Here is a 25359-nt window from a genome sequence, read left to right as displayed (position 1 = left end):
CGTCACTCCCCCACGGCCGAGGACGACACCGCGCCCACCGGCACCACACGCGCGAACCCACCGTCCACCATCAGATTCGCCACCGTCTCCAACTCCGGCGGATTGCCCGCCAGCCGCGACAGGAAGACGTCGAAGTCGTCCCCGCACGGCAGCAACAGCCGCTCCACCCGTTCCGCCGGCGGCACCGAGGGATCCACGTCCCGCGCGTCGTCGTACGCGCAGAACCACACCGACCCGATCCGCTCGCCCTTCACCTTCACGGCCAGCAACCCGCCCTGGACGAACGCGACACCCAGGTAGTCCTTGGTCAGATGGTCACGCAGACACTTGTTGACGTACACCAGGTCGTTGACCGCCGCCTCGTCGCGCACCGTGAAGAACGGCTGGTCCACCAGCAGCCCCAACTCCGCGTCCAGCGCGGCCCCCACCGGCGCACAACCGCCCGCCGCCTTCAGAAACGACCGGTACGCACCCGGCAGCCGGTAACCGAGGTCCTCCTCGACACCCTGCACCTGCGACTCGGTCACCGCGACACCCGACTTCGGCAGCCCGAAGTGCGCAGGACGCGTCTCCTGAAGCGGCCGCGTGCCCCGCTTGGAATGATCCACGCCCGACGTGGCCACGCCCCCGTGATGCCGCAGCAGCGCCTTCACCTCGACCGGGACCAGCTCCAGCCGCCGCGTGCCCACCACGTGGTGCCACGTCCAGCCGTGCGGCGTCGCCACCGCCGGCACCGTGTCCCACAGCTCGTGCCCGGACACCGACAGCGCCGTGTTCGCCGACACGTAGTCCGTCAGCCGCAACTCGTCGACACCGAAACCCTCCGGCGGCTCCGCGATCTCCGCCGCCGCGCGGGCGTAGGCCGAGAAGTCGGGGTAACCACGCTCGTCGACCCGTACCCCTCTCGGGTGACGGGCCGCCCGGACCGGATCCGGGAAATGCACGACCTGCCCGGCGTAGGCCGCGTTCGGCGGCGCGGCTTGTCCCCCGGCCTGGCGGCCGGGAGGTGCCCCCAGCCCGAGCCGACCTGTCGTCATGGCGGTTGCCCCCTGCGGCACTCTGTACGACCCGTATCCACCACCTTTGGCGCACTACGGCCCGTATCGACTGTCACGTCTTCTGTCTCGACTGCTGCGCACCTCGGCGCACCATCACCGCACGCGTCCACCTCACGGATCACCCTCCGGTTCACTGCATCGATCTCCGAACGGATCACCGCATCGCCCGCGGTGCCGACAGCCTATGCGGTACGACGACACCGGTCACCGGCGCCGGTCAGCACCCCCTTCCGCTTCCGTGACCAGGCGTCACCCCACCGTGACACCGCGCCCCGGTACGGGCGTGTCGCAACGCCCCAGCTTCCGCACCAGCCACGGCATTTGGCAGTCTGTGACCTCCCGGGGGATGCACGGAGGGGAATACGATCATGAACGCGACACAGACGGGACCACACACCGGCAGGTCCGCCGACCCGCGAAACGGCGCCCCACGCGACGCCGACCCGCGAAACGGCGACCCACGGGCCGGCGACCCCCGCATCGGCTGGAGCACCGCCGAGGCCGCCCACGCCCCCGTCCTCCTCCACCGCCGCGACGGGATCCTCCCCACCGTGGCCGCCGCCCTCTCCGTCCGCGGCGCCACCCTCACCGGCACCGCCGCCCGCGGCGACACACCCCCCGCCCTGCACCCCCTCGTCCAGGACTTCCTGGACACCCTCCCCAGCGCCCAACGCGACCGCTTCACCGGCCGCTGCGCCGAGACCATCCTCATCTCCCGCCACATCGCCGCCGCCGACACCGCCCGCAGCAAACGCGCCGCACGCAGACCCATGACCAACGGCGAGGCACGCAAAGCCCTCAAGCAGGCCAAACTCACCGCCCGGCGCATCCGCGAGGACGGCGACCCCCTCCACGGCAGCTTCGCCGCACCCTGCCGCGCCTGCACCGCGCTCAGCGCCCACTTCGGCGTGCGCATAGTCGACCCGGCGTCCCAGACCCGCTGACGCCCCACCCCACCCCCCGCACCACACCCACGGCACCGAACAGCCCGGCGCGCCCCCGCACGCCCCCCCCATCACCTCGACGAGACGAAGGGCAGATGCACACCGACCGCACCTCCACCACCCGATTCGCCGTACCCGTCGACGCCGCCCTGCGCGCCGCCGGCTGGCAACCCGGACGCTGGGACATCAAACAAGCCGAGGTCTGGGCCGACGCGCTCCGCGACCACGCCTCCCCCGCCGGCCACCGCCACACCGTCTTCCCCGCCGCCGTCGAGGCCTGGGCCGAATTCGGCGGACTCCACATCACCCCCACCGGCCCGGGTCGCCACATCGCCCCCGCGACCCTCCACCTCGACCCGCTGCACGGCCTCCACATGGCCCGCACCCTCGGCGACCTCGGCCGCGCCCTCGGCACCGACGTCTGCCCCCTCGGCGCCGAAACCGACAGCCAGGCACTCCTCGCCATCGACACCGAAGGCCGCGTCTACACCCTCGACCACACCGGCGACTGGTACCTCGGCGCCGACATCGACCAGGCCCTCGCCACCCTCGTCACCGGCACCGGACCCGAACGCCTCACCACGGGCTGACCACGAGACCCGCCCCCAGCCGGACTACGACGCCGGAATCACCGCCGACACCCGAAAGCCCCCCTCGTCCGTCGGCCCTGACACGAACACCCCGCCCAGCGCCGACACCCGCTCCTTCATCCCCACCAGCCCGTTCCCCCCGGACGGGAACCGCGCCGACGACCCCGCGGCCTCCGGCGGCTCGTTCTCCACCTGCATCGCGATCTCCGACACCCGGTGCGCCAACCGCACATACGTCTTCGCCCCGGCCGCATGCTTGTGGACGTTCGTCAACGCCTCCTGCACCACCCGGTACGCCGTCTGCTCCACCAACGGCGCGTACGACCGGACGTCCCCCTCCACCGAGAACGCCACCACCATCCCCGCGGCAGCCGACTGCCCCACCAACTCCTCGATCTCCGCCAGAGTCGGCCCGTCGTCGTCCGCCGCCCGGGAAGCCGCCGCGGCCGCGGCCACCCCCACCGCCGCCAACGGCACCGACGCCGCACGCTCCCGCCGCTCGTCCCCACCGCTGCGCAGCACCCCGAGCATCTCCCGCAGCTCCGTCAGCGCCTGCCGCCCCATGTCCCCCACCAGCGCGGCATTGCGGACGGCCTTCTCCGGATCCTTCCGCGCCACCGCCTGCAACGCCGCGGCATGCACCACCATCAGACTCACCCGGTGCGCCACGACATCGTGCATCTCACGCGCGATCCGCGTCCGCTCCTCGTTGCGAGCCCACTCCGCCCGCTCCTCCGCCCGCTCCGCGAGCAACTGAAGCTCCCGCTCCAGATCGTCCGCCCGCTCCCGCAGACTCTCCATCAACCGCCGCCGCGCCCCCACGTAGAGACCCAGCAGCACCGGAGGCGCCGTGAAGCCCAGCGACATCGTGATCGCCGCGAAGGGCACGAACCAGTCCCCTACGTCCAGATCCCCCCGCGACATGTCCTGCCGCGTCTTCACGAACGTCACGATCAGCGTCCCCACCAGCGACATCCCCGCCAGCGAGGCGATGATCCGCCGCGGCATCTCGGCCGCGGCCAGCGTGTACAGGCCGACGACGCCCATCAGGAAGCCCATCTCGGCGGGCGTGATGGCGATCGACACCAGCACCACCGCGATCGGCCACCGCCGCCGCACCACCAGCACGGAACCGGCCAGCAGGCCGAACACCACCCCCGCGGCCACGGGGAGCCCGGCGTCCCTGGCGAACGGAATGCCCTCGAACCCGCACTCCAGCGCGGACACCACCGCCAGGCTCACATCGAACACGGCACTGCGCCGCCTGGCCCACCACCACGGCCCTCCCCGGGCCGTCACATGGTCTTCCCCCGTCGCGGTCATGACTCCAGCCTACGGGCGGCCCCCGCCGGTTTTCCGGTGAGTTTCCCGGACTGGCCCACACCACACACCGTGACCGTTCGGCTGCGAAACTGCCCGATATCCCTCGAACTGCTGAATCGCTCACCGTTCGACTCCGGAGACCGTCACTCCGCCCGGACGGTATGCGTATGACACATGCACCTGGCAAGTACGCGGACTTCGAGGGGTTGCGGGAGAGGGCGGTGGCGCTACGCCGAGAGGGCCTCAGCCTCCGCCAGATCCGCGACGAACTGAAGATCTTCAACAATGACGTCCTCAACCGGCTGGTGAAGGGAGAACCACCCCCGGCCTGGACGAAGCGCCCGAACGCAAAGGACGACCTGAGGGAGAAGGCGAGGGAACTCCGACTCCAGGGCTGGACGTACGACCAGATCGAGGCGGAGCTGGGGTGCTCGAGGAGTTCGGTGTCGCTGTGGGTGCGGGACCTTCCGAAGCCGGAACCCCGGTACACGCCGGAAGAGCAGCGGGCACTCATGCAAGCGGGCCTCGCCCGACTCCGCGCCACGCAGGACGAAGAACGCAAGCGCACCAGGGAAAGCGCAACACGGGAGGTGGGCGACCTCACGGACAGGGAGCTGTTCCTGACGGGCGTCGCGCTCTACTGGGCCGAGGGCGCCAAGAGCAAGCCCTACGACCGGCGCGAGAGGGCCGTCTTCGTAAACAGCGACCCGGGCGTGCTCCGGGTCTACCTCGCCTGGCTCGACCTGCTCGGAGTGAGCCGGGAACACCTGCGCTTCCGGGTGCTCATCCACGAATCGGCGGATGTGGACGCGGCCCACCGCCGCTGGGCAGACCTGGTGGGTGTCGACGCGTCGGCATTCGCCAAGCCGACGCTGAAGAAGCACAACCCCAAGACCGTCCGCAAGAACACCGGTGACGACTACCACGGCTGCCTGGTCGTCTCGGTGGCCCGAAGTGCCGAGCTGTACAACCGCATCGAGGGCTGGTGGGGCGGCATCGTGGCCCATGCCGAGGCACGTCTCCGGTAAGGTCTGAGGCGCTGTCCCCCGTGGTGTAACTGGCAGCACACTGGTTTTTGGTACCAGCAGGACAAGGTTCGAATCCTTGCGGGGGAGCCCACAGAACCCACCACCTCAGTTCGGGTCCTGACCCACAATCCCAAGGGTCAGGACCCGCACCCATACCCCCCACAAAACCCCCCGGTATCCTGCGGATGTCACCCCACCCCATCCACAGCCGAAGGGCATCCCGTGAGCGCCAACCGCCCGGCAGCCGTCGTCGTTCTCGCAGCGGGTGAGGGCACCCGTATGAAGTCGGCCACACCCAAGGTCCTGCACGAGCTCTGCGGTCGCAGCCTCGTCGGGCATGTGCTCGCCGCCGCCGGCGAGCTGAACCCCGAGCACCTGGTCGTCGTGGTCGGCCACGCGCGGGAGAAGGTCACCGCACACCTCGGCGAGATCGCCCCCGACGTCCGTACCGCCGTGCAGGCCGAGCAGAACGGCACCGGGCACGCCGTACGGATGGGCCTTGAGGAACTGGGCGGGTCGGTCGACGGGACCGTCGTGGTCGTGTGCGGGGACACCCCCCTGCTGACCGGCGCCACGCTCCGGGCCCTCGCCGCGACGCACTCCGCCGACGGCAACGCGGTCACCGTGCTGACCGCCGAGGTGCCGGACGCGACGGGCTACGGGCGGATCGTGCGGGACGACGCCACCGGTGCCGTCACCGCCATCGTCGAGCACAAGGACGCCACCGACGCCCAGCGGTCGATCCGGGAGATCAACTCGGGTGTGTTCGCGTTCGACGGGCAGCTGCTGGCCGACGCGCTGAAGAAGGTGCGGACGGACAACAGTCAGGGTGAGGAGTACCTGACGGACGTGCTCGGGATCCTGCGCGAGGCCGGGCACCGGGTGGGGGCCTCCGTCGCGGGCGACCACCGTGAGATCGCCGGGATCAACAACCGTGTGCAGCTCTCCGAGGCCCGCCGGATCCTGAACGACCGGCTTCTCACCGAGGCCATGCTGGCCGGCGTGACCGTGATCGATCCGGCCACGACCTGGATCGATGTGACCGTGACCTTCGAGCAGGACGCCGTCGTCCACCCGGGCACGCAGCTGCACGGCACGACGCATCTGGCCGAGGGCGCGGAGGTCGGGCCCAACTCGCGGCTGACGGACACCCGGGTGGGTGCGCGGGCGCGGGTCGACAACACGGTGGCCGCGGGGGCCGAGGTCGGCGCGGACGCGACGGTGGGGCCGTACGCGTATCTGCGTCCGGGGACCCGGCTGGGTGCGAAGGGCAAGATCGGGACGTACGTGGAGACGAAGAACGCCTCCATCGGTGAGGGGACGAAGGTGCCTCATCTGTCGTACGTCGGCGACGCGACGATCGGTGAGCAGACGAACATCGGTGCCGCGAGCGTGTTCGTAAACTACGACGGCCAGGAGAAGCACCACACGACCATCGGTTCGCACTGCCGGACGGGCTCGGACAACATGTTTGTGGCGCCTGTCACGGTGGGGGACGGCGCGTACACCGCCGCGGGCTCTGTGATCACGAAGGATGTGCCGGCGGGTTCGCTGGCCGTGGCCCGTGGTCAGCAGCGGAATATCGAGGGTTGGGTGGCTCGTAAGCGTCCGGGGAGCGCGGCCGCGAAGGCGGCGGAGGCGGCTTCCCGGGAGTCGGCCGGCGAGGGCTGACCGGAAACCGATGCCTCAAACACGGCGTACGGTGATAAGTGCACACCCGCACCCCCACCAGCTGAGACGGCCTCCGGCAAGCCGGCTGCGAGGTCTCTCGACACCCAGCTGCGAAACCTCTGAGGAGACAGTGCTGTGACCGGGATCAAGACGACCGGCGAGAAGAAGTTGATGTTCTTCTCCGGCCGCGCCCACCCCGAGCTTGCGGAGGAGGTCGCCCAACAGCTGGGTGTCGGGGTCGTCCCGACGAAGGCCTTCGACTTCGCCAATGGTGAGATCTATGTGCGTTATCAGGATTCGGCGCGTGGTGCCGACTGTTTCCTGATCCAGAGCCACACGGCTCCGATCAACAAGTGGATCATGGAGCAGTTGATCATGATCGACGCGCTGAAGCGCGCGTCGGCCCGCTCCATCACGGTCATCGTGCCGTTCTACGGTTACGCGCGGCAGGACAAGAAGCACCGTGGGCGTGAACCGATCTCGGCGCGTCTGATCGCGGACATGATGAAGACCGCGGGTGCGGACCGGATCCTGACCGTGGATCTGCACACGGACCAGATCCAGGGCTTCTTCGACGGTCCGGTGGATCACCTGTTCGCGCTGCCGCTGCTGGCGGACTACGTGGGCCGGAAGGTGGACCGGAAGAAGCTGACGGTGGTGTCGCCGGACGCGGGCCGGGTGCGGGTCGCGGACCGCTGGTGCGACCGGCTGGGCGCGCCGCTGGCGATCGTGCACAAGCGGCGTGACAAGGATGTGGCGAACCAGGTCACCGTCCACGAGGTCGTGGGTGAGGTGGAGGGTCGCGTGTGCGTGCTGGTGGACGACATGATCGACACCGGTGGGACGATCTGTGCCGCGGCGGACGCGCTGTTCGCGCACGGTGCGGAGGACGTGATCGTGACGGCGACGCACGGTGTGCTGTCGGGTCCGGCGGCGGACCGGCTGAAGAACTCGCGGGTGAGTGAGTTCGTGTTCACGAACACGCTGCCGACGCCGGGTGAGCTGAGCGGGGATCTGGACAAGATCTCGGTGCTGTCGATCGCTCCGACGATCGCGAGTGCGGTGCGTGAGGTGTTCGAGGACGGTTCGGTGACGAGCCTGTTCGACGAGCAGTAGAGATCCTTTTGGGTGCGGCCTCCCTCTCCGAGTAGACTGCCGAAGTTGCTCGGCGAGGGAGGCCGTTTCCGTTTTCACGGGGCGGTGGTCCGTTATCGACGCGCTCTTCGTAGCAGGCCGTTCGTGGCCGGGTGACCACGTCCGTTTCTGATTCGAGGAGTGAGTGTTATGTCCGAGGTGAAGATCTCCGTCGCCACGCGTACCGAGTTCGGCAAGGGTGCCGCGCGCCGTATCCGTCGTGAGGACAAGGTTCCCGGCGTTCTGTACGGGCACGGTTCGGACCCGATCCACCTGACGCTGCCGGGTCACGCGCTGCTGCTGGCGCTGCGTACGCCGAACGTGCTGATCGCGCTGGACATCGACGGCAAGACGAACGAGCTGGCGATCCCGAAGTCGGTGCAGCGTGACCCGCTGAAGGGCTTCCTGGAGCACGTGGACCTTCAGCTGGTCCAGCGTGGCGAGACGGTCACGGTGGAGATCCCGGTGCAGGCCGAGGGTGAGCTGGCTCCGGGTGGCAACCTGCTGGAGCACGTGCTGAACGCGCTTCCGGTCGAGGCCGAGGCCACGCACATCCCCGAGTCCGTGTCGGTGTCCGTGGAGGGTCTGGAGGCCGGTGCCTCGGTCCTGGCCAAGGACATCGAGCTGCCCAAGGGCGTCAAGCTGGCCGTCGAGGAGGACGCCGTGGTCCTCCAGGTTCTGGCCGCGCAGGCCGAGGAGGCCCCGGAGGGCGAGGAGGCCGCTGAGGAAGAGGCCGCCGAGGCCTGATCCTCCGCGTAGTCGTTTCGTCGGCCGCTGTTCCCGTGCGGGGCAGCGGCCGACGCGTATGAAGGAGACATGGACGTGACGACCGATGCCGCCGCTCCCTGGTTGATCGTGGGGCTGGGGAATCCGGGTCCGGAGTATGCCGGGAACCGGCACAACGTGGGTTTCATGGTGGCCGATCTGCTGGCGGACCGGATCGGGGGGCGGTTCAAGCGGGCGGGCCGGGCGCAGGCGCAGGTCGTGGAGGGCCGGATCGGGCCGCCTGGGCCGTTGAACCGGCGGGTGATCCTGGCGAAGCCGATGTCGTACATGAATCTGTCGGGCGGTCCGGTGAACGCGCTGCGGGATTTCTACAAGGTCCCGGTGGGTCATGTGGTGGCGGTGCACGACGAGTTGGACATCGACTACGGGACGCTGCGGCTGAAGCTGGGTGGCGGGGACAACGGGCACAACGGTCTGAAGTCGATGACGAAGGCGTTCGGTGCGGAGTATCACCGGGTGCGGTTCGGGATCGGCCGGCCGCCGGGGCGGATGCCGGTGGCGGATTTCGTGCTGAAGGACTTCTCGTCGGCGGAGCGCAAGGAGCTGGACTACTTCGTGGACCGGGCGGCGGACGCGGTGGAGTCGTTGGTGGTCGAGGGGCTGGAGCGGGCGCAAAGCACGTACAACTCCTGACTTGTCGCCCCGCGAGGTTGACGGGCCGTTCAGGCATGGCCAATGATCCCGGCCATGCCCGCCCGTGCCGCCTCCTCATCTCAGGCCCCGGCCGCCCTGTTGCGGTTCGGGCGGTTCGCCGCGATGGGGACGGTCGCGGTGCTGATTCTCGTGGCGGGTGTGTGGGCGTCGTGGGGGACGGCGCAGCACGTGATGCTGACCAAGGGCCGGGAGCGGGGCACGGTCGAGGTGTCGCGGTGTGGTGATGAGGTGTGTACGGGCCGGTACACGCCGTTGTCGCAGGGGTCGCAGCCGCGGTCGCGGGTGGTGCTGGAGCATTCGGTCGCGGTGGAGAGCGGCCGGACCTACACCGTGGTGATGAAGCCCGGCAGTGACGAGGCGGTGCGTTCGGGTCCGGCGGGGGTCCTGTACGCGTGGGTTCCGCTGGGTGGTGCGCTGTTGCTGGCGTCGGTGGTGGTGGCGGGCGGGCTGGTGCGGACCCGGGCGGCGTGGGTGCTGGCGCTGGCGGGGGTGGCGTTGCTGACGGCCGCTTTCGTGACCGTCTGAGGGGTTCCGGCGTTCTCCACAGTTGTGGAGGAACAAGCGTTGTCTGTTCGTGATTGACGGGCGTTCGGGCCAGGCTGGAAGCTGAGCCGCCCCCTCCACATCTTCCCGGTCACTTCTCGAAGATGGACTGCCTCTCGATGCGAACCCTCTCCCTGCGCAACCTCTCGCGCTTCGGCGCTGTGTGTGTCGCCGCTTCCGCGGCTTACGTGCTCGCTCCGGCCGCCCACGCCACCCCGCCCGGTGACAACGGCACGGTGAAGATCCATGACGCCTCCACGGGTGAGGAGTTGCGCCGTAACGAGCCTCATGTGTGCGCCTTCTACCTGGACGCCTTCGGTTTCGACGGCGGCCAGGAGGTCGACTGGCGCATCGAGGCCGTCCCGCCGAGTGAGAACAAGGGGGAGACGGTGAAGTCCGGTGCGCTGGCGCTGGACACGCAGGGCCATGGGCGCAGCGAGGACCTGTCGCTGCCGGACGGGCACTACAAGCTGTTCTGGAACTTCGAGGGCGAGAAGGGTTCCGCCAAGCACAAGGTGTTCTGGTCGGAGTGTGAGGACGAGCAGGAGCCCGGCGGTACGACGCCGTCGGGGTCGCCGTCCGGGTCGGCCTCCGCGTCGCCTTCGCCGGGTGGGTCGCAGGGGCCGTCGGGTGAGCCCGGTGATCCGGGTGCGTCGCCGTCGCCGGGTTCGTCGGCGGGTGGCGGTGGCCCGGTGTCCTCGTCGCCGTCGCCGCAGGGCGGTCCGGGCGGTGACCTCGCCGAGACGGGTAACGGGGCGCCGGTGGGTCTGCTGTCGGGTGTGGCGGCGGTGCTGCTGGCCTCCGGCGGGTTCCTGGTGGTGCGGCGGCGCAGGACGAGCCGCGGCTGACGTGGAACGGTCCGTGCCCCCGAGCCCTGTGCGGGTTCGGGGGCACGGTGGTGTCCGGGGTGGGTCAGCCGGTGTTGCGCAGGCCGGCGGCCACGCCGTTGACGGTGAGCAGGAGGGCGCGGGCGAGGAGCGGGTCGGGCTGCTCGGCGGCGGCGACCGCGTCGCGCTGCCGCTTGAGCAGGGCGACCTGGAGGTAGGAGATGGGGTCGAGGTAGGCGTCGCGGATGGCGAAGGTCTGCTTCAGGACGGGCGCGGCGTCGAGGAGTTCCTCTTCGCCGGTCACGCGCAGCACCTCGCGCACGGTCAGTTCGTGCTCGGCCTTGATGGTGTCGAAGACGTGCTTGAGCTCGTCGGGGACGAGGGTGTCGACGTAGTGCTGGGCGATGCGCAGGTCGGTCTTGGCCAGGGTCATCTCGACGTTGGAGATGAAGTTCCTGAAGAAGTGCCACTGGCCGTACATCTCGTCGAGGACGGTGTCCAGGCCGGCTTCACGCAGGGCCTTCAGGCCGGAGCCGACGCCGAACCAGCCGGGGACGATCTGCCGGGACTGGGTCCAGCCGAAGACCCACGGGATGGCGCGCAGGCCGTCGAGCGAGACGCCGGAGCCGGGGCGGCGGGAGGGCCGGGAGCCCAGGTGCAGGTCGGCGAGCTGGTCGACCGGTGTCGACGCGAGGAAGTACGTCGGCAGGTCGGGGTCCTCGACGAGGCGCCGGTAGGCGGCGTGGGCGGCGTCGGAGACGACGTCCATCGCGGCGTCCCAGCGGGCGAGGGCCTCGTCGGACTGGCGGGGTGCGGTGTGCAGGGCGGAGGCCTGGAGGGTGGCGGCGACCGTCAGTTCCAGGTTCTCGCGGGCCAGGGAGGGGATGAGGTACTTGTCGGAGATGACCTCGCCCTGCTCGGTGACCTTGATCTCGCCTTCGAGGGTGCCCCAGGGCTGGGCGAGGATGGCGTCGTGGGTGGGGCCGCCGCCGCGTCCGACGGTGCCGCCGCGGCCGTGGAAGAGGCGCAGGCGGACGCCGTAGCGGTGGGCGACGTCGCGCAGGCGGCGCTGGGCGCGGTGGATCTCCCACTGGCTGGTGGTGATGCCGCCGAACTTGGAGGAGTCGGAGTAGCCGAGCATGACCTCCTGGACGTCGCCTCTCAGCGCGACCAGGCGCCGGTAGGACGGGTCGGAGAGCATGTCCTCCAGGATGGTGTCGGCGGCCTTGAGCTCGTCGGTGGTCTCCAGCAGCGGCACGATGCCGATCTTGGCCCAGCCGGCGTGCAGGTCGATCAGGCCGGCTTCGCGGGCGAGGACGGCGGCGGCGAAGACGTCGTCGGCGCCCTGGCACATGGAGATGATGTAGGACTCGATGACCTCGGGTCCGAAGACCTCCAGCGCGCGCTTGACGGTGCCGAAGACGCCGAGGGTCTTCTGGCCGGGCGCGTCGACGGGCGCCGGGGTGGGGGCGAGCGGCCTGCGGGACCTGAGCTCCTTGGCGAGGAGCTTGGCGCGGTAGTCGCGGGGCATGTCGGCGTAGCGCCAGGATTCCTCGCCGAGCCGGTCGAAGAGCTGGCCGAGGGCGTGGTGGTGGGCGTCGGCGTGTTCGCGGACGTCCATGGTGGCGAGCTGGAGGCCGAAGGCGGCCAGGGTGCGGATGGTGCGGGCGAGGCGGCCGTCGGCGAAGAGACCGCCGCGGTGCTCGCGCAGGGAGCGCTGGATGATCCGCAGGTCGTCGAGGAGTTCGCCGGTGCCGAGGTAGTCGCGTCCGGCCACGTGGGAGGTGCCGTCGGCGAGGCGCTTCTTGGTGTTCTCCAGCTTCTGCCGGATGCAGGTGGCCTTGAGCCGGTAGGGCTCCTCGGCGTTGAGGCGCTTGTAGCGGGGGCTGATCTCGGGGAGGTTCTCCAGGTCGGCCTGGAGGGAGGTCAGCAGTTCCTCGGTGGCGCCGGCGTAGCGGATGGAGTTGGACAGGAAGCCGCGGAGCTCGTCGATGGTCTCCAGGGCGTCGTTGATGCCGTGCTCGTGCTGGAGGATCAGGACGTCCCAGGTGACCTGGGGGGTGACGTTGGGGTTGCCGTCGCGGTCGCCGCCGATCCAGGTGCCGAAGGTCAGGGGGCGGGTGTCGTCGGGGAGCTTGACCCCGGCGCGCTCCAGTTCGGCGGTGAGGTCCTCCAGGACGTCGCCGACGGCGCCGGCGTGCAGTTCGTCCAGGTAGTAGATGGCGTTGCGGGCCTCGTCGGCGGGCTCGGGGCGTACGACACGCAGTTCGTCGGTCTGCCAGACGAGGTCGATGTTCTCGGCCAGGCGGGTGTCCAGGCGGCGCCGGTCGGACTCGATGACCGGGGTCTCCAGGAGTGCGGCGATGCGCCGGAGCTTGTTGAGGACGGAGCGGCGTGCGGCCTCGGTGGGGTGGGCCGTGAAGACGGGGCGGACGTTGAGGTTGGCGACCGTCTCGCGCAGGTGCTCGGGGTCGGCGTCCTTGAGCCGGTCGGCGGTACGGGCGAGGAGTCCGCCCTCGGCGGCGCGGCGGGCGCGCAGTTCGCGGCCGCGGTGGACCTGCTCGGTGACGTTGGCCAGGTGGAAGTAGGTGGAGAAGGCGCGGACCAGCTTGGCCGCGGTGTCGAGTTCGGTGCCGCGCAGCAGCTCGGCGGCGGCCTCGCCGTCCTCGCGGGTGAGGCGGCGGACCTTCTCGACGAGTTCCAGCAGCTCGGGGCCCTCTTGGCGGACGAGGGTCTCGCCGAGGAGGTCGCCCAGCCGGCGGATGTCGGCGCGCAGCTCGCTGCTCGTCGTGGTGGTCTGGTCGTCGGCACTGCTCACAGGTGCGGCTCCTTGCAGTGTTGAAGCTCGTCTGGGAGGGGAACCCGGACGGCGTCTCGCGCGGCGGGGCGCCGCTTACGGTCCGGTCGTCCGGAAAGAAATCAGAGCGGACCGCGCTGTCCGACCGACACAAGGATAGGTGTCGGCCGGACGCGCAGAGTGGTGGGCTCTTGCCGCCGGGCGACGCACTGCCATACTTACGATGCCGTAGGTTACGGAACCGTAGGAAGCGCGGTTCCGGTGGCCCGGCGACTCCCTCTCCAACCACATACCCCCCAGGGGACGCGTATGACCAGTAGTTCCGATGTGATCGAGGAAGCCCCGAAGGCACCCGGTCAGCACACCGACGCCGCAGCGGACTCCGCGACGCTGGGCGGCGAGAAGAAGCGGTCCATCGAGCAGATCGCCCTCCTCCTGTTCATCATCGTTCCGTTCCTCGCGCTGCTGGCGGCGGTGCCGCTGGCGTGGGGCTGGGGGGTGAGCTGGCTGGACCTGGGCCTGCTGGTGTTCTTCTACTACCTCGGGTGCCACGGCATCACGATCGGGTTCCACCGCCACTTCACGCACGGTTCCTTCAAGGCCAAGCGGCCGCTGAAGATCGCTCTGGCCATCGCGGGGTCCATGGCGGTCGAGGGACCGCTGGTGCGCTGGGTGGCCGATCACCGCAAGCACCACAGGTTCTCCGACGCCGAGGGCGACCCGCATTCGCCGTGGCGGTTCGGCGAGACCCTTCCGGCCCTGATGAAGGGCCTGTGGTGGGCGCACATCGGATGGATGTTCGACGAGGAGCAGACGTCTCAGGAGAAGTACGCCCCGGATCTGATCAAGGACAAGACGCTCCGCAACATCTCCCGTCAGTTCGTCCTGTGGACGGTGGTGTCGCTGGGGCTGCCGCCGCTGATCGGCGGTCTGGTGACGATGTCCTGGTGGGGCGCCTTCACCGGGTTCTTCTGGGGTTCGCTCGTCCGGGTGGCCCTGCTGCACCACGTGACCTGGTCGATCAACTCGATCTGCCACGCGGTCGGCAAGCGCCCCTTCAAGTCGCGTGACCGCTCGGGCAACGTGTGGTGGCTGGCGGTGCTGTCCTGCGGCGAGTCCTGGCACAACCTGCACCATGCCGACCCGACCTCGGCGCGGCACGGTGTGATGCGCGGGCAGCTGGACTCCTCCGCCCGGCTGATCCGCTGGTTCGAGATGGCGGGCTGGGCCTACGACGTGCGCTGGCCGTCACGCTCGCGTATCGATTCGCGCCGTCACACCGGGGAAGGCGGCTCCCCGCGAGGGAAGGAACCCGCCGAGGCGGCATGATGGTCGCTGTGGCGACCGACTCGAGCAGCACCCCCAGCAATGACAAGCCGCGGCGAGTGCGTCGCACCCGGATGACCGGTGCCGAGCGCCGCCAGCAGCTCCTGGAGATCGGCCGTACGCTCTTCGCGGCCAAGGGGTTCGAGGGCACCTCGGTGGAGGAGATCGCGGCGAAGGCCGGGGTCTCCAAGCCGGTGGTGTACGAGCACTTCGGCGGCAAGGAAGGGCTGTACGCGGTCGTGGTGGACCGGGAGATGCGGCGCCTGCTGGACATGGTGACCAGCTCGCTCACGGCCGGTCACCCTCGCGAACTGTGCGAACAGGCGGCGTTCGCCCTGCTGGACTACATCGAGGAGTACACGGACGGATTCCGCATCCTGGTCCGTGACTCCCCCATCCCGCAGTCGACGGGCTCGTTCGCCTCGCTGATCTCGGACATCGCCACGCAGGTGGAGGACATCCTGGGCCGCGAGTTCAAGAGCCGCGGCTTCGACCCCAAGCTGGCCCCGCTGTACGCCCAGGCCCTGGTCGGCATGGTGGCTCTGACCGGCCAGTGGTGGCTGGACGTGCGCCGGCCGAAGAAGGCCGAGGTGGCCGCGCATCTGGTGAACCTGGCGTGGCACGGCCTGGACGGCATAGAGGCCAAGCCGCACCTGATAGGGCGCCGCAAGGCCTAGCTAGGCCGGTTCGAGGAACTCCAGGCGGTTGCCGACCGGGTCCTGGGTGTAGAACCGCCGGTGGCCGGGCAGGGCGGAGTCCCACACCACGCTCGCGCCGCCCGCCTCCAGCCGGGCGGCGCAGCCGTCGATGCCCGTCACCCGCAGCCCCGGGTGGGCCTTGCGCGCCGCCCGGAAGTCCTCCTCGATCCCGAAGTGCAGCCGCACCGCCCCGGCCCGGAACCAGCAGCCGCCCCGCCGGGCGAGCTCGGGCGGCTTCGGGATCTCGGTCATGCCGAGGACGCCGACGTAGTAGGCCCGCAGCCGCTCCTCGCTGCCGGGCGGGGCGGCGAGCTGGACGTGGTCGAGGGCGGTGATCATCAGCCCTCCTTCCGGGCCACGGCGAACACGCGGCGGAACGGGAACGGCGTGCCGTGCGGCCCGGCCGGATAGGCCTCGCGCAGCGCCGCCCGGTACTCGGCGACGAAGGCCTCCCGCGCCTCCGGCTCGTCGGCGAGCGCGGTCAGCACCGGTCGCAGGCCGGTCCCCTTCACCCAGTCGAGCACCGGGTCGCTCCCCTGGAGCAGGTGGATGTACGTCGTCTCCCACACCTCGGCAGCGCAGCCGAGGGACGTCAGCCGCTCCAGGTAGGCCTCGGGGGTCAGGACGGCGTCGGCGTGGCGCAGGGTGCCGGCGAGCCGGCCGCGCCAGCGCGGTGACGCCGCGAGTTCGCGCATGAGCCGGTGGCTCGGGGCGTCGAAGTTGCCCGGCACCTGGAAGGCGAGGGTTCCGCCGGGTTCCAGCCCGGCCACCCAGTCGGCGAACCGCTCGACGTGCCCGGGCACCCACTGGAGCGTGGCGTTGCTGACGATCAGGTCGTACGGCTCGTCGGGCGTCCACGTCCGTACGTCGGCGTGCGCGAAGTCCAGCCGCCCGCCGCCGGCGGTCGGACCCTCGTGATCGACGTGGGCCTTGTCGAGCATCTCGGGCGAGTTGTCGTAGCCGGTGATGCGGGCGGTGGGCCAGCGGGCGGCGAGCAGCGTGGTGACGTTGCCGGGTCCGCAGCCGAGGTCGGCGATGCGGGGGCGGCCCGCGGACGGTCGCGTGGGCGGGTCGGGGACGCGGGCGAGGAGGTCGGTGAACGGGCGGGCGCGGTGGTCGGCGTGCCGGAGGTACTGAGCGGGGTCCCAGGTGGGGGCGGCTGCGGACATGGGTCCTCCTGTGTCCTGGTCGTGGCCTGAAAGGGCACGCACCCAGCGTGATCGCTGAACTTTCTCGATGTCAAGATACTGGACATCAAGAGACTCTACGTCGACACAACCACTACACTGATCGTCATGGAGGACGAGGTCGATCGGCTGGTCGCAGCGTGGCGCCGGGAGCGCCCGGACCTCGACGTGGAACCGCTCGAGGTGCTCAGCCGCGTCAGCAGGCTGGCCCGGCATCTGGACCGGGCGCGACGGCTGGCGTTCTCGGAGCACGGCCTGGAGCCGTGGGAGTTCGACGTCCTGACGGCCCTGCGCCGCGCGGGCACGCCGTACCAGCTCTCGCCGGGGCAGCTCCTCACCCAGACCCTGGTCACCTCGGGCACGATGACCAACCGCATCGACCGCCTGGCCAAGAAGGACCTGGTGGAACGCCTTCCGGACCCCAGTGACCGCCGGGGCGTCCTGGTCCGGCTGACGGAGGAGGGCCGGGACCGCGCGGACCAGGCCCTGGCGGGTCTGCTGGACCAGGAGCGCGCCATCCTCGCGGAGCTCTCCCGGGCCCAGCGCGGTGAGCTCGCGGCGCTGCTACGCCAGCTGACCGCCCCGTTCGACAACATCCCCGGCTAGGTCGACGGGACCGACCCCGGCCCGCCGGGCGAGGGCGACGGCGGCGAGCGTGGAATGCACGCCGAGTTTGCCCAGGACGTTCTGCATGTGCGTCCGCACGGTGTGCGGTGACAGATACAGGCGCTCGGCCACGGCCTTGCGCCCCAGCCCCGCGACCATGCACCGCAGCACTTCCCGCTCACGCGGAGTGAGGGACTCGACGAGCCGCTCGCTCTCCGTGCGGTGCTTGCGGGCGGCGGTGAGCTCCTTGAGCACGCCGGTCAGCAGGGCGGGCGGCAGATGGGTCTCCTCCCGCAGCACGCCCCGGATGACCGTGAGCAGCCGGGACAGCGAGCAGTCCTTGGCGACCCAGCCGCAGGCACCGGCCTGAAGGGCGAGCGCCGCCCGCCGCGGATCGTCCTTCGCGGCGAGCACCACGATCCGTACGTTCGGCTGCGCGGCGCGCACTCCCGTGACGAGGGAGATCCCGTCGACGAGTCCGTCCTCGTTGCCCTCCTGCACGGGTACGGCCGGGCGGGCGCCCGGCACCTTGCCGCCCAGATCGGCGTCCACCAGCAGCACGTCGAACCGCCGTCCCTCGGCGACCGCGCGCTCCAGGCTGCGCAGCGCGGCCGGACCGCTGCCGGCCGCGGAGACCTCGACATCGGGCTCGGCGGCCAGGGCCGCCGCGAGTGACTCGGCGAAGATGCGATGGTCGTCGACGACCAGGACTCGGATGCGAACCACGAAACCCCCTTACCCGAGCTCTTGAAGAGCAGGGGATACCCCAGCACCGGAGGATGACACCGCACAGGTACGACGCCGGAGTGTCCGGATCCGCGCAGCCGCACGGCCGCCGCCGTGCAGTAACCGCTACCCCCACCCCGGGCGTCGTACCCGGCTGTTTCGCCCCCTGAACGGGCACCGGCCCCCACCGGCGCTGTTCATCAGGGTACGGACGGGGGCCCGGAGCGGAAGGTTATTTGCAGAACTGACTGTCCGACGCGTTTATGGTGTGCCGCATGTTCCGTCTTGAGACAGAAGTCGACAAGGCCCGACGTGATCTGCTCCGCACCAGGCTGCGGGACACGAACACAGCCGCCTCTCCCGTCCTGCGCGCCCTGCGGGGAACTCCGGACGAAAAGGACGTCCCCTTGCATGTGTGGGCTGTGAACGACGAGGACGAGAACCTCGCCGGCGGCCTGGTCGGCCACACCTGGGCGACCTGGCTCCACGTGACCTACCTCTGGGTCGACGAACGCCATCGCGGCAGGGGTCTGGGGGCGCACCTGCTCGCACAGGCGGAACACCTCGCCACCACGTCCCGGGGCTGCCGCTCGGCCCGCCTGGAGACCTGGGACTTCCAGGCCCCGCGGTTCTACGAGAAGCAGGGGTACGAGGTGGTGTGCGTGGTGCCGGACTACCCGCCGGGGATCACGGAGTACATGCTGACGAAGAAGCTGGTCTGACGGGACGACGGCGGCGGCGCCCCCGCCGGAGCGGGGGCGCCGCCGTCGTGGTCGGTCAGCGCAGCCGGCCGGCCCCCGCCGACGGGACCGCTTCGAAGACGCGGGGGGCCGTGAAGTCCGCCGCCGCGAAGGCCTCCGTGACCGCCTTGGTGATGGTGTCCACGTCCGCCTCCTCCGCGAGGACGATCGCCGAGCCGCCGAAGCCGCCGCCCGTCATGCGGGCGCCCAGGGCGCCGTTGGCCAGGGCCGTGTCGACGACCAGGTCCAGTTCCGGGCAGGAGATGCGGAAGTCGTCGCGGAGGGAGGCGTGTCCCTCGACGAGGACGGGGCCGATCGCGCGGGTCCGGCCGGACTCCAGCAGGGAGACCACACGCTCCACGCGCGCGTTCTCCGTGACGATGTGGCGCACCAGACGGCGGACCTCCTCCTCGTCGCCCAGGCGGGCCAGCGCCGCGTCCAGGTCGGAGGAGGGGACGTCCCGCAGGGCGTCGACGCCCAGCAGGGCCGCGCCCTTCTCGCAGCCCGCGCGGCGCTTGCCGTACTCGCCCTCGCTGTGGGAGTGCTTGACCTGCGTGTCGACGACCAGCAGACGCATGCCCTCGGCCGCCAGGTCGAAGGGGATCTGGCGCTGGGACAGGTCGCGCGTGTCGAGGAACAGGGCGTGTCCGGCCTCGCAGCAGGCCGACGCCGTCTGGTCCATGATGCCGACCGGGGCACCGACGTAGACGTTCTCCGCGCGCTGGCACAGGCGGGCCAGCTGCCAGCCCTTCAGGCCCAGTTCGTACAGGTCGTTGAGGGCCAGCGCGACCACGACCTCCAGCGCCGCCGACGACGACAGGCCCGCGCCGGAGGGGACCGTCGAGGCGAGGTGGATGTCGGCGCCGGTGACCGGGTGGCCGGCCTCGCGCAGCGCCCACACCACACCCGACGGGTACGCCGTCCAGTTCCGGTCCGCCTCCGGCTCCAGCTCGTCGACGCGCAGCTCGACGACGCCGCCCTCGACGTCCGCCGAGTGCAGGCGCAGCACGCCGTCCGTGCGCCGGGAGACGGCCGCCACGGCGGTGTGCGGCAGCGCGAAGGGCATCACGAAGCCGTCGTTGTAGTCGGTGTGCTCACCGATGAGGTTGACGCGGCCCGGGGCCGCCCAGACACCCTCGGGGGCGGCTCCGTAGAGCTCCTCGAAACCGTCCCGCACCTGTTGTGCGCCCACTACTGCTCCCTTGCGATGTTCTGCGCGAAGTCCCACGCGTCCGCGACGATCCCCGCGAGGTCCGCGCGGGACGGGTTCCAGCCCAGCTTCTCGCGGGCCGTGTCGGCCGAGGCCACCAGGACCGCCGGGTCGCCGCCGCGGCGCGGGGCGACCACTTCCGGGATCGGGTGGCCCGTCACCGTACGGACCGTTTCGATGACCTCGCGGACCGAGAAGCCGTTGCCGTTGCCGAGGTTGCAGATCAGGTGCTCGCCGGGGGCGGCGGCCCGCAGCGCCAGCAGGTGGGCCTCGGCCAGGTCCGCGACGTGGATGTAGTCGCGCACGCAGGTGCCGTCCGGTGTCGGGTAGTCGTCGCCGAAGACCGAGATCGCCTCGCGCCTGCCCTGCGCGACCTGGAGGACCAGCGGGATCAGGTGGGACTCGGGGTCGTGGCGCTCGCCGTACGCGCCGTACGCGCCCGCGACGTTGAAGTAGCGCAGCGAGACCGCGCCCAGGCCGTGGGCCGCCGCCTCGCCCGTGATCATGTGGTCGACCGCGAGTTTCGAGGCGCCGTAGGGGTTGGTCGGGGACGTGGGCGCCGACTCCACGATCGGGACCTGCTCCGGCTCGCCGTACGTGGCGGCGGTCGAGGAGAAGACCAGCGTGCGGACGCCCGCCTCGCGCATCGCGGCCAGCAGCGCCATGGTGCCGCCGACGTTGTTGTCCCAGTACTTCTCCGGCTTCACGACCGACTCGCCGACCTGCGAGGACGCGGCGAAGTGCAGGACGCCGTCGAAGGAGGAGTCCAGCCATTTGGCGGCGTCGCGGATGTCGCCCTCGACGAACGCCGCGCCGGCGGGGACGCCCTCGCGGAAGCCCGTGGAGAGGTTGTCGAGGACGACGACCTCGTGACCGGCCTCCAGCAGGTGCTGCGCGACCACGCTGCCGACGTATCCCGCGCCGCCCGTCACCAGGTACTTCCCGCTCATGAACTCGCTACCTCTCGCAGTCGCTCGGCCGCGCGCTCCGGCGGCACGTCGTTGATGAACACGTTCATGCCGGACTCGGAACCCGCGAGGAACTTCAGCTTGCCGGAAGTGCGGCGGATGGTGAAAAGCTCGAGGTGGAGCGCGAAGTCCTCGCGCACGACGCCGTCGAACTCCTCCAGGGAGCCGAACGGGGCCTGGTGCCAGGCCGCGATGTAGGGCGTGGGGGGTTCACCCTCTCCGAAGATCCGGTCGAAGCGCCTCAAGAGTTCCAGGTAGACCTTGGGGAATTCTGTGCGCGCGTCCTCGTCGAGGGCGAGCAGGTCGGGGACGCGGCGCTTGGGGTAGAGGTGTACCTCGTAGGGCCAGTGCGCCGCGTACGGCACGAAGGCCACCCAGTGTTCCCCTTCCAGGACGACCCGCTCGTCGGCGAGTTCGCGCTCCAGGACGGCGTCGAAGAGGTTCTCCCCGCCGGTCATCTCCTTGTGGGTCGCGGCCGAGCGGAGCATCAGCGCCGTGCGGGGGGTGGTGAAGGGATAGGCGTAGATCTGGCCGTGCGGATGCCCGAGGGTCACGCCGATCTCGGCGCCCCGGTTCTCGAAGCAGAACACCTGCTCGACGGACGGGAGGTGGGACAGCTCCGAGGTGCGGTCCGTCCACGCCTCCAGCACCAGGCCGGCCTGCTCCTCGGTGAGGTCGGCGAAGGACGCGTTGTGGTCGGAGGTGAAGCAGACGACCTCGCAGCGGCCCGAGTCACCGGCGAGCGAGGGGAAGCGGTTCTCGAAGACGACGACGTCGTAGGCGGAGTCGGGGATCTCGCTGAGCCTGTCGCCCTCGGAGGGGCACAGGGGGCACTCGTCGGCCGGGGGGTGGTAGGTGCGGCCCTGGCGGTGGGAGGCGATGGCGACGGAGTCGCCGAGGAGGGGGTCGCGGCGGATCTCGGACGTGGTGACGGTGCGGTCCAGCGGCCGGCGGTCGGCCGCGTCCCGCACGCTGTCGTCACGCAGGTCGTAGTAGATGAGCTCGCGACCGTCGGCCAGCCGGGTCGAGGTCTTCTTCACGCCGGACTCCTTGTCCTTCAAACAGAACCCAACATATCAAAACACAACTCACCACAAGCGTCAACATCACAATCAAACAAAGTGCATCAACGACCGGGTTCAATTGCTGAACGCGGAGAAGAAGCTCCCGCGAGGTATCGGTTCGCGCAACTAAGCGAGGGCTCATGCAAACCCCCACATATCTGTCGGCCGAGCTGCGACTCCCCACCAACTGGCTCGACTACACGATCCTCGGCCTCTACTTCCTCGTCGTCCTCGGCATCGGCTTCGCCGCCCGGCGCTCGGTGAAGACCAGTCTCGACTTCTTCCTCTCCGGCCGTTCCCTGCCCGCCTGGGTCACCGGTCTCGCGTTCATCGCGGCCAACCTGGGTGCCACCGAGATCCTGGGCATGGCCGCCAACAGCGCCCAGTACGGCGTCTACACCACGCACTGGTACTGGATCGGCGCCATCCCGGCCATGGTCTTCCTCGGCCTGGTGATGATGCCCTTCTACTACGGCTCCAAGGTCCGTTCGGTGCCCGAGTTCCTGCTGCTGCGCTTCGACAAGGCGGCGCACCTGCTCAGCTCGGTGCTGTTCGCCTTCGCCGCCATCCTCATCGCGGGGGTCAACCTCTACGCCCTGGCCATCGTCGTCGAGGCGCTGCTGGGCTGGCCGGAGTGGGTGGCGATCGTCGTCGCCGGCTTCTTCGTCCTCGCCTACATCACCCTCGGCGGCCTGTCCTCGGCGATCTACAACGAGGTCCTCCAGTTCTTCGTGATCCTGGCGGCCCTCATCCCCATCACCGCCCTCGGGCTGAAGAAGGTCGGCGGCTGGGACGGCCTGTCCGACTCGCTGACGAAGGCTCACGGCGCCGACTTCATGACGTCCTGGGGCGGCACCGGCATCGGCAGCGCCAACCCGCTCGGCGCGAACTGGCTGACGATCGTCCTGGGCCTCGGCTTCGTGCTCTCCTTCGGCTACTGGACGACCAACTTCGCGGAGGTGCAGCGCGCGCTGTCCGCGAAGAACCTCTCGGCGGCCCAGCGCACCCCGCTGATCGCCGCGTTCCCGAAGATCTTCATCGTGTTCCTGGTGATGATCCCGGGCCTGGTCGCAGCGGTGCTGGTGCCGAAGATCGGCACGCCCGGCTCCGACCTCCAGTACAACGACGCGATCCCCTACCTGATGGAGCAGCTGCTGCCCAACGGTGTGCTGGGCATCGCCGTCACCGGTCTGCTCGCGGCGTTCATGGCGGGCATGGCGGCGAACGTGTCGTCCTTCAACACCGTGTTCACGACGGACATCTGGGCGAAGTACGTCGTCAAGGACCGCGAGGACGAGTACTACGTGCGCTTCGGCCGGATCATCACCGCGATCGGCGTCCTGGCCTCCATCGGCACGGCGTTCCTGGCCCGGTCCTTCTCCAACATCATGGCCTACCTCCAGACGCTGTTCTCCTTCTTCAACGTGCCGATGTTCGTCGTCTTCATCATCGGCATGTTCTGGAAGCGGGCGTCGATGAAGTCGGGCTTCTGGGGGCTGCTCGCGGGCACCACCGCGGCGATGATCAACTACTTCGTCCTCTACAAGCGGGACATCATCGACATCCCCTCCGACCAGGGAGCCAACTTCGTCTCGGCGATCGCGGGCTTCGTCGCCGGGGCGGTGGTCATGGTGGCGGTGTCGCTGTTCACGGCACCCAAGCCGGCCGAGGAGTTGCAGGGACTGGTCTACGGCACGCGCTCGCCCGGCATGGCGGAGCCGCCGGCGCCGGGGGACGAGGCCTGGTACCGCAAGCCGGCGCTGCTGGGCTGGGGCGCGGTCGTCCTGGCCGCGGCCTGCTACATCCCGTTCTCGTTCTGACCGACGAAGGATTGATCGAGCATGTCTGAGTTCCACTCCGAGAAGGACCTGCAACGGGAGATCACCGAACTGCAGGGCAAGTCGGCCACCGCCGCGCGGCTGTTCGACATCCGGCGGATCATCGGCGGGCTGTTCGTGGTCTACGGCGTGATCGTCACGATCGCGGGGTTCACCGCGTCCGACGCGGACATCGACAAGGCGGAGGGAGTGAACATCAACCTGTGGACCGGGTTGGGGATGCTGCTGCTGGGCGTGTTCTTCCTGGTGTGGCTGAAGCTGAGGCCCGTGGCCCCGGCCCCTCCCGGGGTCGAGCCGGAGGACGACGACCGGGTGGAATAGCCCCCGCGCGTCGATGCCGGGGCCGGGTGGGTGCCCACCCCTGGGGCGCGGGGCACCCGACGCCGGTGCCGAGGCCGGCTGGGTCCGCGTCCAGGCGCAGCGGGGTGCCGCTGCGCCCACCCTCCCCCAGCGGCACGCATGCCCGCAGCGGGGGCGGCTAGGCCCAGGTTCCATCGGCCGACCACAGCCGGTGCCGTTCCTAGACCGTCTTCCACGGCCCGAACCGTTCGGGCAGGTCACGCCACTGCACGCCGGTCCGCACCCGGTGCAGAATCCCGTCGATCACCTGCCGGTGATCCCGCCACCTGCCGCAACGGCCGTTGCTTACCGGCAGGAACGGCGCAACCGTTCCCACTCGGCATCCGTGAGACCTCAACGGCCCAGGCAGGGAACGGTCACATAATCGACCGGACAACTCCTAGCCGCACCTAGCATGGACGTATGCGATCCGGCGCGGGGGAACGTGACGGTACGGACATGTGGGAGGTCGCTCTTCCGGAGCGGCCGCTGCAACTGCCTGGGGTCCAGCTGGCCGGCTTTCGGGACCGGGGGGTGGTGCCGATCGATCTGAGGGTGATTCCGCAGCCCGCGGTGAGTCTGGCGCTGGAGTTCGGTTCGGGGATGCCGTTCGTGGAACAGGACGGTGGGTGGCAGTTGCGGGGAAGCATCGTTGCCGGGCTCGGGGCCGGGGCGTCCGGCGCGGTGCGGGTGCGGGGTGGGAGTTACGAGGGTGTGCAGGTGAGGCTGTCACCGCTGGTCGTGCGTGCGGCGCTGGGGGTTTCGCCCGCCGAGTTGGACGGGGCCGTGTTCGGGCTGGAGGAGCTGTGGGGTCGGGAGGCCTCGCGGATCCGGGAGGGGCTGGACAACGCCTCCACCTGGGAGCAGCGCTTCGCGCTGACGGACGCGCTGCTGGCCCGGCGGATCGCCGAGGGGCCGGCTGTGGACGCCGAGGTGGGGTGGGCGTGGCGGCGGATCGTCGCGAGTCAGGGTGTGGTGAAGGTCGAGGGCCTGGCGACTGAGGTCGGCTGGAGCCGGAAGCGCCTGTGGGCCCGGTTCCAGGCGCAGATCGGTCTGCCGCCCAAGCGCGCCGCGAATCTGGTCCGGTTCGACCACGCCGTGCACCGTCTGACCGCCGGTGAACCCGCCGCTCTGGTCGCGGCGGAGAGCGGCTACGCCGACCAGTCCCACCTGCACCGCGACATCGTGGCGCGGACCGGGGCGACCCCGGGGACCGTGGTGGGTGACCCCTGGCTGGAGGTCGACGACGTGGCCTGGAGCGACTGACGGAACAATTCTTCAAGACACCGGCCGCCGCACTGG

At 70.1% G+C, this 25359-nt stretch carries 25 protein-coding genes, 1 tRNA gene and 1 pseudogene; 17 read left to right on the top strand and 10 right to left on the bottom strand.

Annotated elements, in window-relative coordinates:
• Positions 1-2: 2 nt before the first annotated feature.
• Positions 3-1037, bottom strand: coding sequence for an SMI1/KNR4 family protein (locus AB0I06_RS16005; protein WP_363119390.1), 1035 nt, complete (start codon positions 1035-1037; stop codon positions 3-5).
• A 389-nt stretch (positions 1038-1426) separates the two neighbouring features.
• Between AB0I06_RS16005 and AB0I06_RS16000 the strand changes: the two genes are divergently transcribed.
• Both AB0I06_RS16000 and AB0I06_RS15995 read left to right on the top strand, forming a co-directional pair.
• Positions 1427-2002 carry a YwqJ-related putative deaminase gene (locus AB0I06_RS16000; RefSeq protein WP_363119389.1) on the top strand — a complete coding sequence of 192 codons (576 nt, stop codon included), beginning with the start codon at positions 1427-1429 and terminating at the stop codon, positions 2000-2002.
• A gap of 95 nt (positions 2003-2097) precedes the next feature.
• A complete protein-coding gene (locus AB0I06_RS15995) occupies positions 2098-2592 on the top strand; it encodes an SUKH-3 domain-containing protein (protein ID WP_363119388.1) in 495 nt (164 codons plus the stop codon).
• Between the two features lie 24 nt (positions 2593-2616).
• Here AB0I06_RS15995 and AB0I06_RS15990 read toward each other — a convergent pair whose 3' ends face one another.
• Positions 2617-3915, bottom strand: coding sequence for a histidine kinase (locus tag AB0I06_RS15990; protein WP_363119387.1), 1299 nt, complete (start codon positions 3913-3915; stop codon positions 2617-2619).
• 167 nt (positions 3916-4082) lie between these two features.
• Here AB0I06_RS15990 and AB0I06_RS15985 point away from each other — a divergent pair, with 167 nt between their 5' ends.
• The 8 genes from AB0I06_RS15985 (at position 4083) to AB0I06_RS15950 (ending at position 10579) form a co-directional block, all read left to right on the top strand.
• On the top strand, positions 4083-4943 hold the full coding sequence (locus tag AB0I06_RS15985; protein ID WP_363119386.1) for a hypothetical protein: 861 nt from the start codon (positions 4083-4085) through the stop codon (positions 4941-4943).
• Positions 4944-4957: 14 nt separating this feature from the next.
• Positions 4958-5030, top strand: a tRNA-Gln gene (locus AB0I06_RS15980).
• 135 nt (positions 5031-5165) lie between these two features.
• Complete coding sequence (gene glmU / locus AB0I06_RS15975) at positions 5166-6614, top strand: bifunctional UDP-N-acetylglucosamine diphosphorylase/glucosamine-1-phosphate N-acetyltransferase GlmU (protein WP_363119385.1); 1449 nt, start codon at positions 5166-5168, stop codon at positions 6612-6614.
• A 135-nt stretch (positions 6615-6749) separates the two neighbouring features.
• On the top strand, positions 6750-7730 hold the full coding sequence (locus tag AB0I06_RS15970) for a ribose-phosphate diphosphokinase (RefSeq protein WP_363119384.1): 981 nt from the start codon (positions 6750-6752) through the stop codon (positions 7728-7730).
• Between the two features lie 168 nt (positions 7731-7898).
• Positions 7899-8495, top strand: a complete 597-nt coding sequence (locus tag AB0I06_RS15965) for a 50S ribosomal protein L25/general stress protein Ctc (RefSeq protein WP_363119383.1) — start codon at positions 7899-7901, stop codon at positions 8493-8495.
• 69 nt (positions 8496-8564) lie between these two features.
• Positions 8565-9167 carry an aminoacyl-tRNA hydrolase gene (pth, locus tag AB0I06_RS15960; RefSeq protein ID WP_363119382.1) on the top strand — a complete coding sequence of 201 codons (603 nt, stop codon included), beginning with the start codon at positions 8565-8567 and terminating at the stop codon, positions 9165-9167.
• A 42-nt stretch (positions 9168-9209) separates the two neighbouring features.
• Positions 9210-9713, top strand: a complete 504-nt coding sequence (locus AB0I06_RS15955; protein WP_363119381.1) for a hypothetical protein — start codon at positions 9210-9212, stop codon at positions 9711-9713.
• A gap of 152 nt (positions 9714-9865) precedes the next feature.
• A complete protein-coding gene (locus AB0I06_RS15950) occupies positions 9866-10579 on the top strand; it encodes an LPXTG cell wall anchor domain-containing protein (RefSeq protein WP_363119476.1) in 714 nt (237 codons plus the stop codon).
• Positions 10580-10643: 64 nt separating this feature from the next.
• On the opposite strand, the gene ppc is transcribed toward AB0I06_RS15950, so the two are convergent.
• Positions 10644-13376, bottom strand: a complete 2733-nt coding sequence (gene ppc, locus AB0I06_RS15945; protein WP_363119380.1) for a phosphoenolpyruvate carboxylase — start codon at positions 13374-13376, stop codon at positions 10644-10646.
• Between the two features lie 288 nt (positions 13377-13664).
• Between ppc and AB0I06_RS15940 the strand changes: the two genes are divergently transcribed.
• Together AB0I06_RS15940 and AB0I06_RS15935 are read left to right on the top strand one after the other, a co-directional pair.
• Complete coding sequence (locus AB0I06_RS15940) at positions 13665-14684, top strand: fatty acid desaturase (RefSeq protein WP_363119379.1); 1020 nt, start codon at positions 13665-13667, stop codon at positions 14682-14684.
• A complete protein-coding gene (locus tag AB0I06_RS15935) occupies positions 14681-15358 on the top strand; it encodes a TetR/AcrR family transcriptional regulator (RefSeq protein ID WP_184847205.1) in 678 nt (225 codons plus the stop codon). The genes AB0I06_RS15940 and AB0I06_RS15935 overlap by 4 nt, the downstream gene beginning before the upstream one ends.
• Here the strand turns inward: AB0I06_RS15935 and AB0I06_RS15930 are convergent, their stop codons facing one another.
• Positions 15359-15718: a VOC family protein gene (locus tag AB0I06_RS15930; protein ID WP_363119378.1), complete on the bottom strand. Its 360-nt coding sequence runs from the start codon at positions 15716-15718 to the stop codon at positions 15359-15361.
• A complete protein-coding gene (locus tag AB0I06_RS15925) occupies positions 15718-16548 on the bottom strand; it encodes a trans-aconitate 2-methyltransferase (RefSeq protein ID WP_363119377.1) in 831 nt (276 codons plus the stop codon). The genes AB0I06_RS15930 and AB0I06_RS15925 overlap by 1 nt, the downstream gene beginning before the upstream one ends.
• Before the next feature lie 126 nt (positions 16549-16674).
• Here AB0I06_RS15925 and tamR point away from each other — a divergent pair, with 126 nt between their 5' ends.
• Positions 16675-17172: a MarR family transcriptional regulator TamR gene (gene tamR, locus AB0I06_RS15920; RefSeq protein WP_363119376.1), complete on the top strand. Its 498-nt coding sequence runs from the start codon at positions 16675-16677 to the stop codon at positions 17170-17172.
• On the opposite strand, the gene AB0I06_RS15915 is transcribed toward tamR, so the two are convergent.
• Positions 17131-17898, bottom strand: a complete 768-nt coding sequence (locus AB0I06_RS15915; RefSeq protein WP_363119375.1) for a response regulator transcription factor — start codon at positions 17896-17898, stop codon at positions 17131-17133. The two genes, tamR and AB0I06_RS15915, sit on opposite strands and share 42 nt — an antisense overlap.
• Before the next feature lie 263 nt (positions 17899-18161).
• On the opposite strand from AB0I06_RS15915, the gene AB0I06_RS15910 reads away from it, so the two are divergent.
• Positions 18162-18620 carry a GNAT family N-acetyltransferase gene (locus AB0I06_RS15910; protein ID WP_363119374.1) on the top strand — a complete coding sequence of 153 codons (459 nt, stop codon included), beginning with the start codon at positions 18162-18164 and terminating at the stop codon, positions 18618-18620.
• Between the two features lie 55 nt (positions 18621-18675).
• On the opposite strand, the gene galK is transcribed toward AB0I06_RS15910, so the two are convergent.
• Genes galK through galT form a run of 3 tightly spaced genes read right to left on the bottom strand, consistent with a single transcriptional unit; the run spans position 18676 to position 21856 of the window.
• The gene (gene galK, locus AB0I06_RS15905; RefSeq protein ID WP_363119373.1) at positions 18676-19830 is read right to left on the bottom strand and encodes a galactokinase; all 1155 of its coding nucleotides are present in this window, start codon (positions 19828-19830) and stop codon (positions 18676-18678) included.
• Positions 19830-20798 (bottom strand): UDP-glucose 4-epimerase GalE, encoded by a 969-nt coding sequence (galE, locus tag AB0I06_RS15900; RefSeq protein WP_363119372.1) that lies wholly within the window; start codon positions 20796-20798, stop codon positions 19830-19832. Before galE ends, galK begins: the two co-directional genes overlap by 1 nt.
• Positions 20795-21856 (bottom strand): galactose-1-phosphate uridylyltransferase, encoded by a 1062-nt coding sequence (gene galT / locus AB0I06_RS15895; RefSeq protein ID WP_363119371.1) that lies wholly within the window; start codon positions 21854-21856, stop codon positions 20795-20797. The genes galE and galT overlap by 4 nt, the downstream gene beginning before the upstream one ends.
• A 164-nt stretch (positions 21857-22020) precedes the next feature.
• On the opposite strand from galT, the gene AB0I06_RS15890 reads away from it, so the two are divergent.
• On the top strand, positions 22021-23700 hold the full coding sequence (locus tag AB0I06_RS15890) for a sodium:solute symporter family protein (RefSeq protein ID WP_363119370.1): 1680 nt from the start codon (positions 22021-22023) through the stop codon (positions 23698-23700).
• Positions 23701-23721: 21 nt separating this feature from the next.
• On the top strand, positions 23722-24039 hold the full coding sequence (locus AB0I06_RS15885) for a hypothetical protein (protein WP_363119369.1): 318 nt from the start codon (positions 23722-23724) through the stop codon (positions 24037-24039).
• 202 nt (positions 24040-24241) lie between these two features.
• On the opposite strand, the pseudogene AB0I06_RS15880 reads toward AB0I06_RS15885, so the two are convergent.
• Positions 24242-24384, bottom strand: a pseudogene (locus AB0I06_RS15880) (transposase); the annotation flags it as partial.
• Between the two features lie 132 nt (positions 24385-24516).
• Between AB0I06_RS15880 and AB0I06_RS15875 the strand changes: the two are divergent.
• Entirely contained in the window at positions 24517-25323 is an 807-nt protein-coding gene (locus AB0I06_RS15875; RefSeq protein ID WP_363119368.1) for a helix-turn-helix domain-containing protein, read from the top strand.
• Positions 25324-25359: the final 36 nt, after the last annotated feature.

Origin of the sequence: Streptomyces sp. NPDC050674 (genome assembly GCF_040654575.1) — a bacterium.
Classification (GTDB): domain Bacteria; phylum Actinomycetota; class Actinomycetes; order Streptomycetales; family Streptomycetaceae; genus Streptomyces.
The sequence above is the reverse complement of the archived record's forward strand: the minus strand, read 5'-3'. Positions and strand labels throughout refer to the sequence as shown.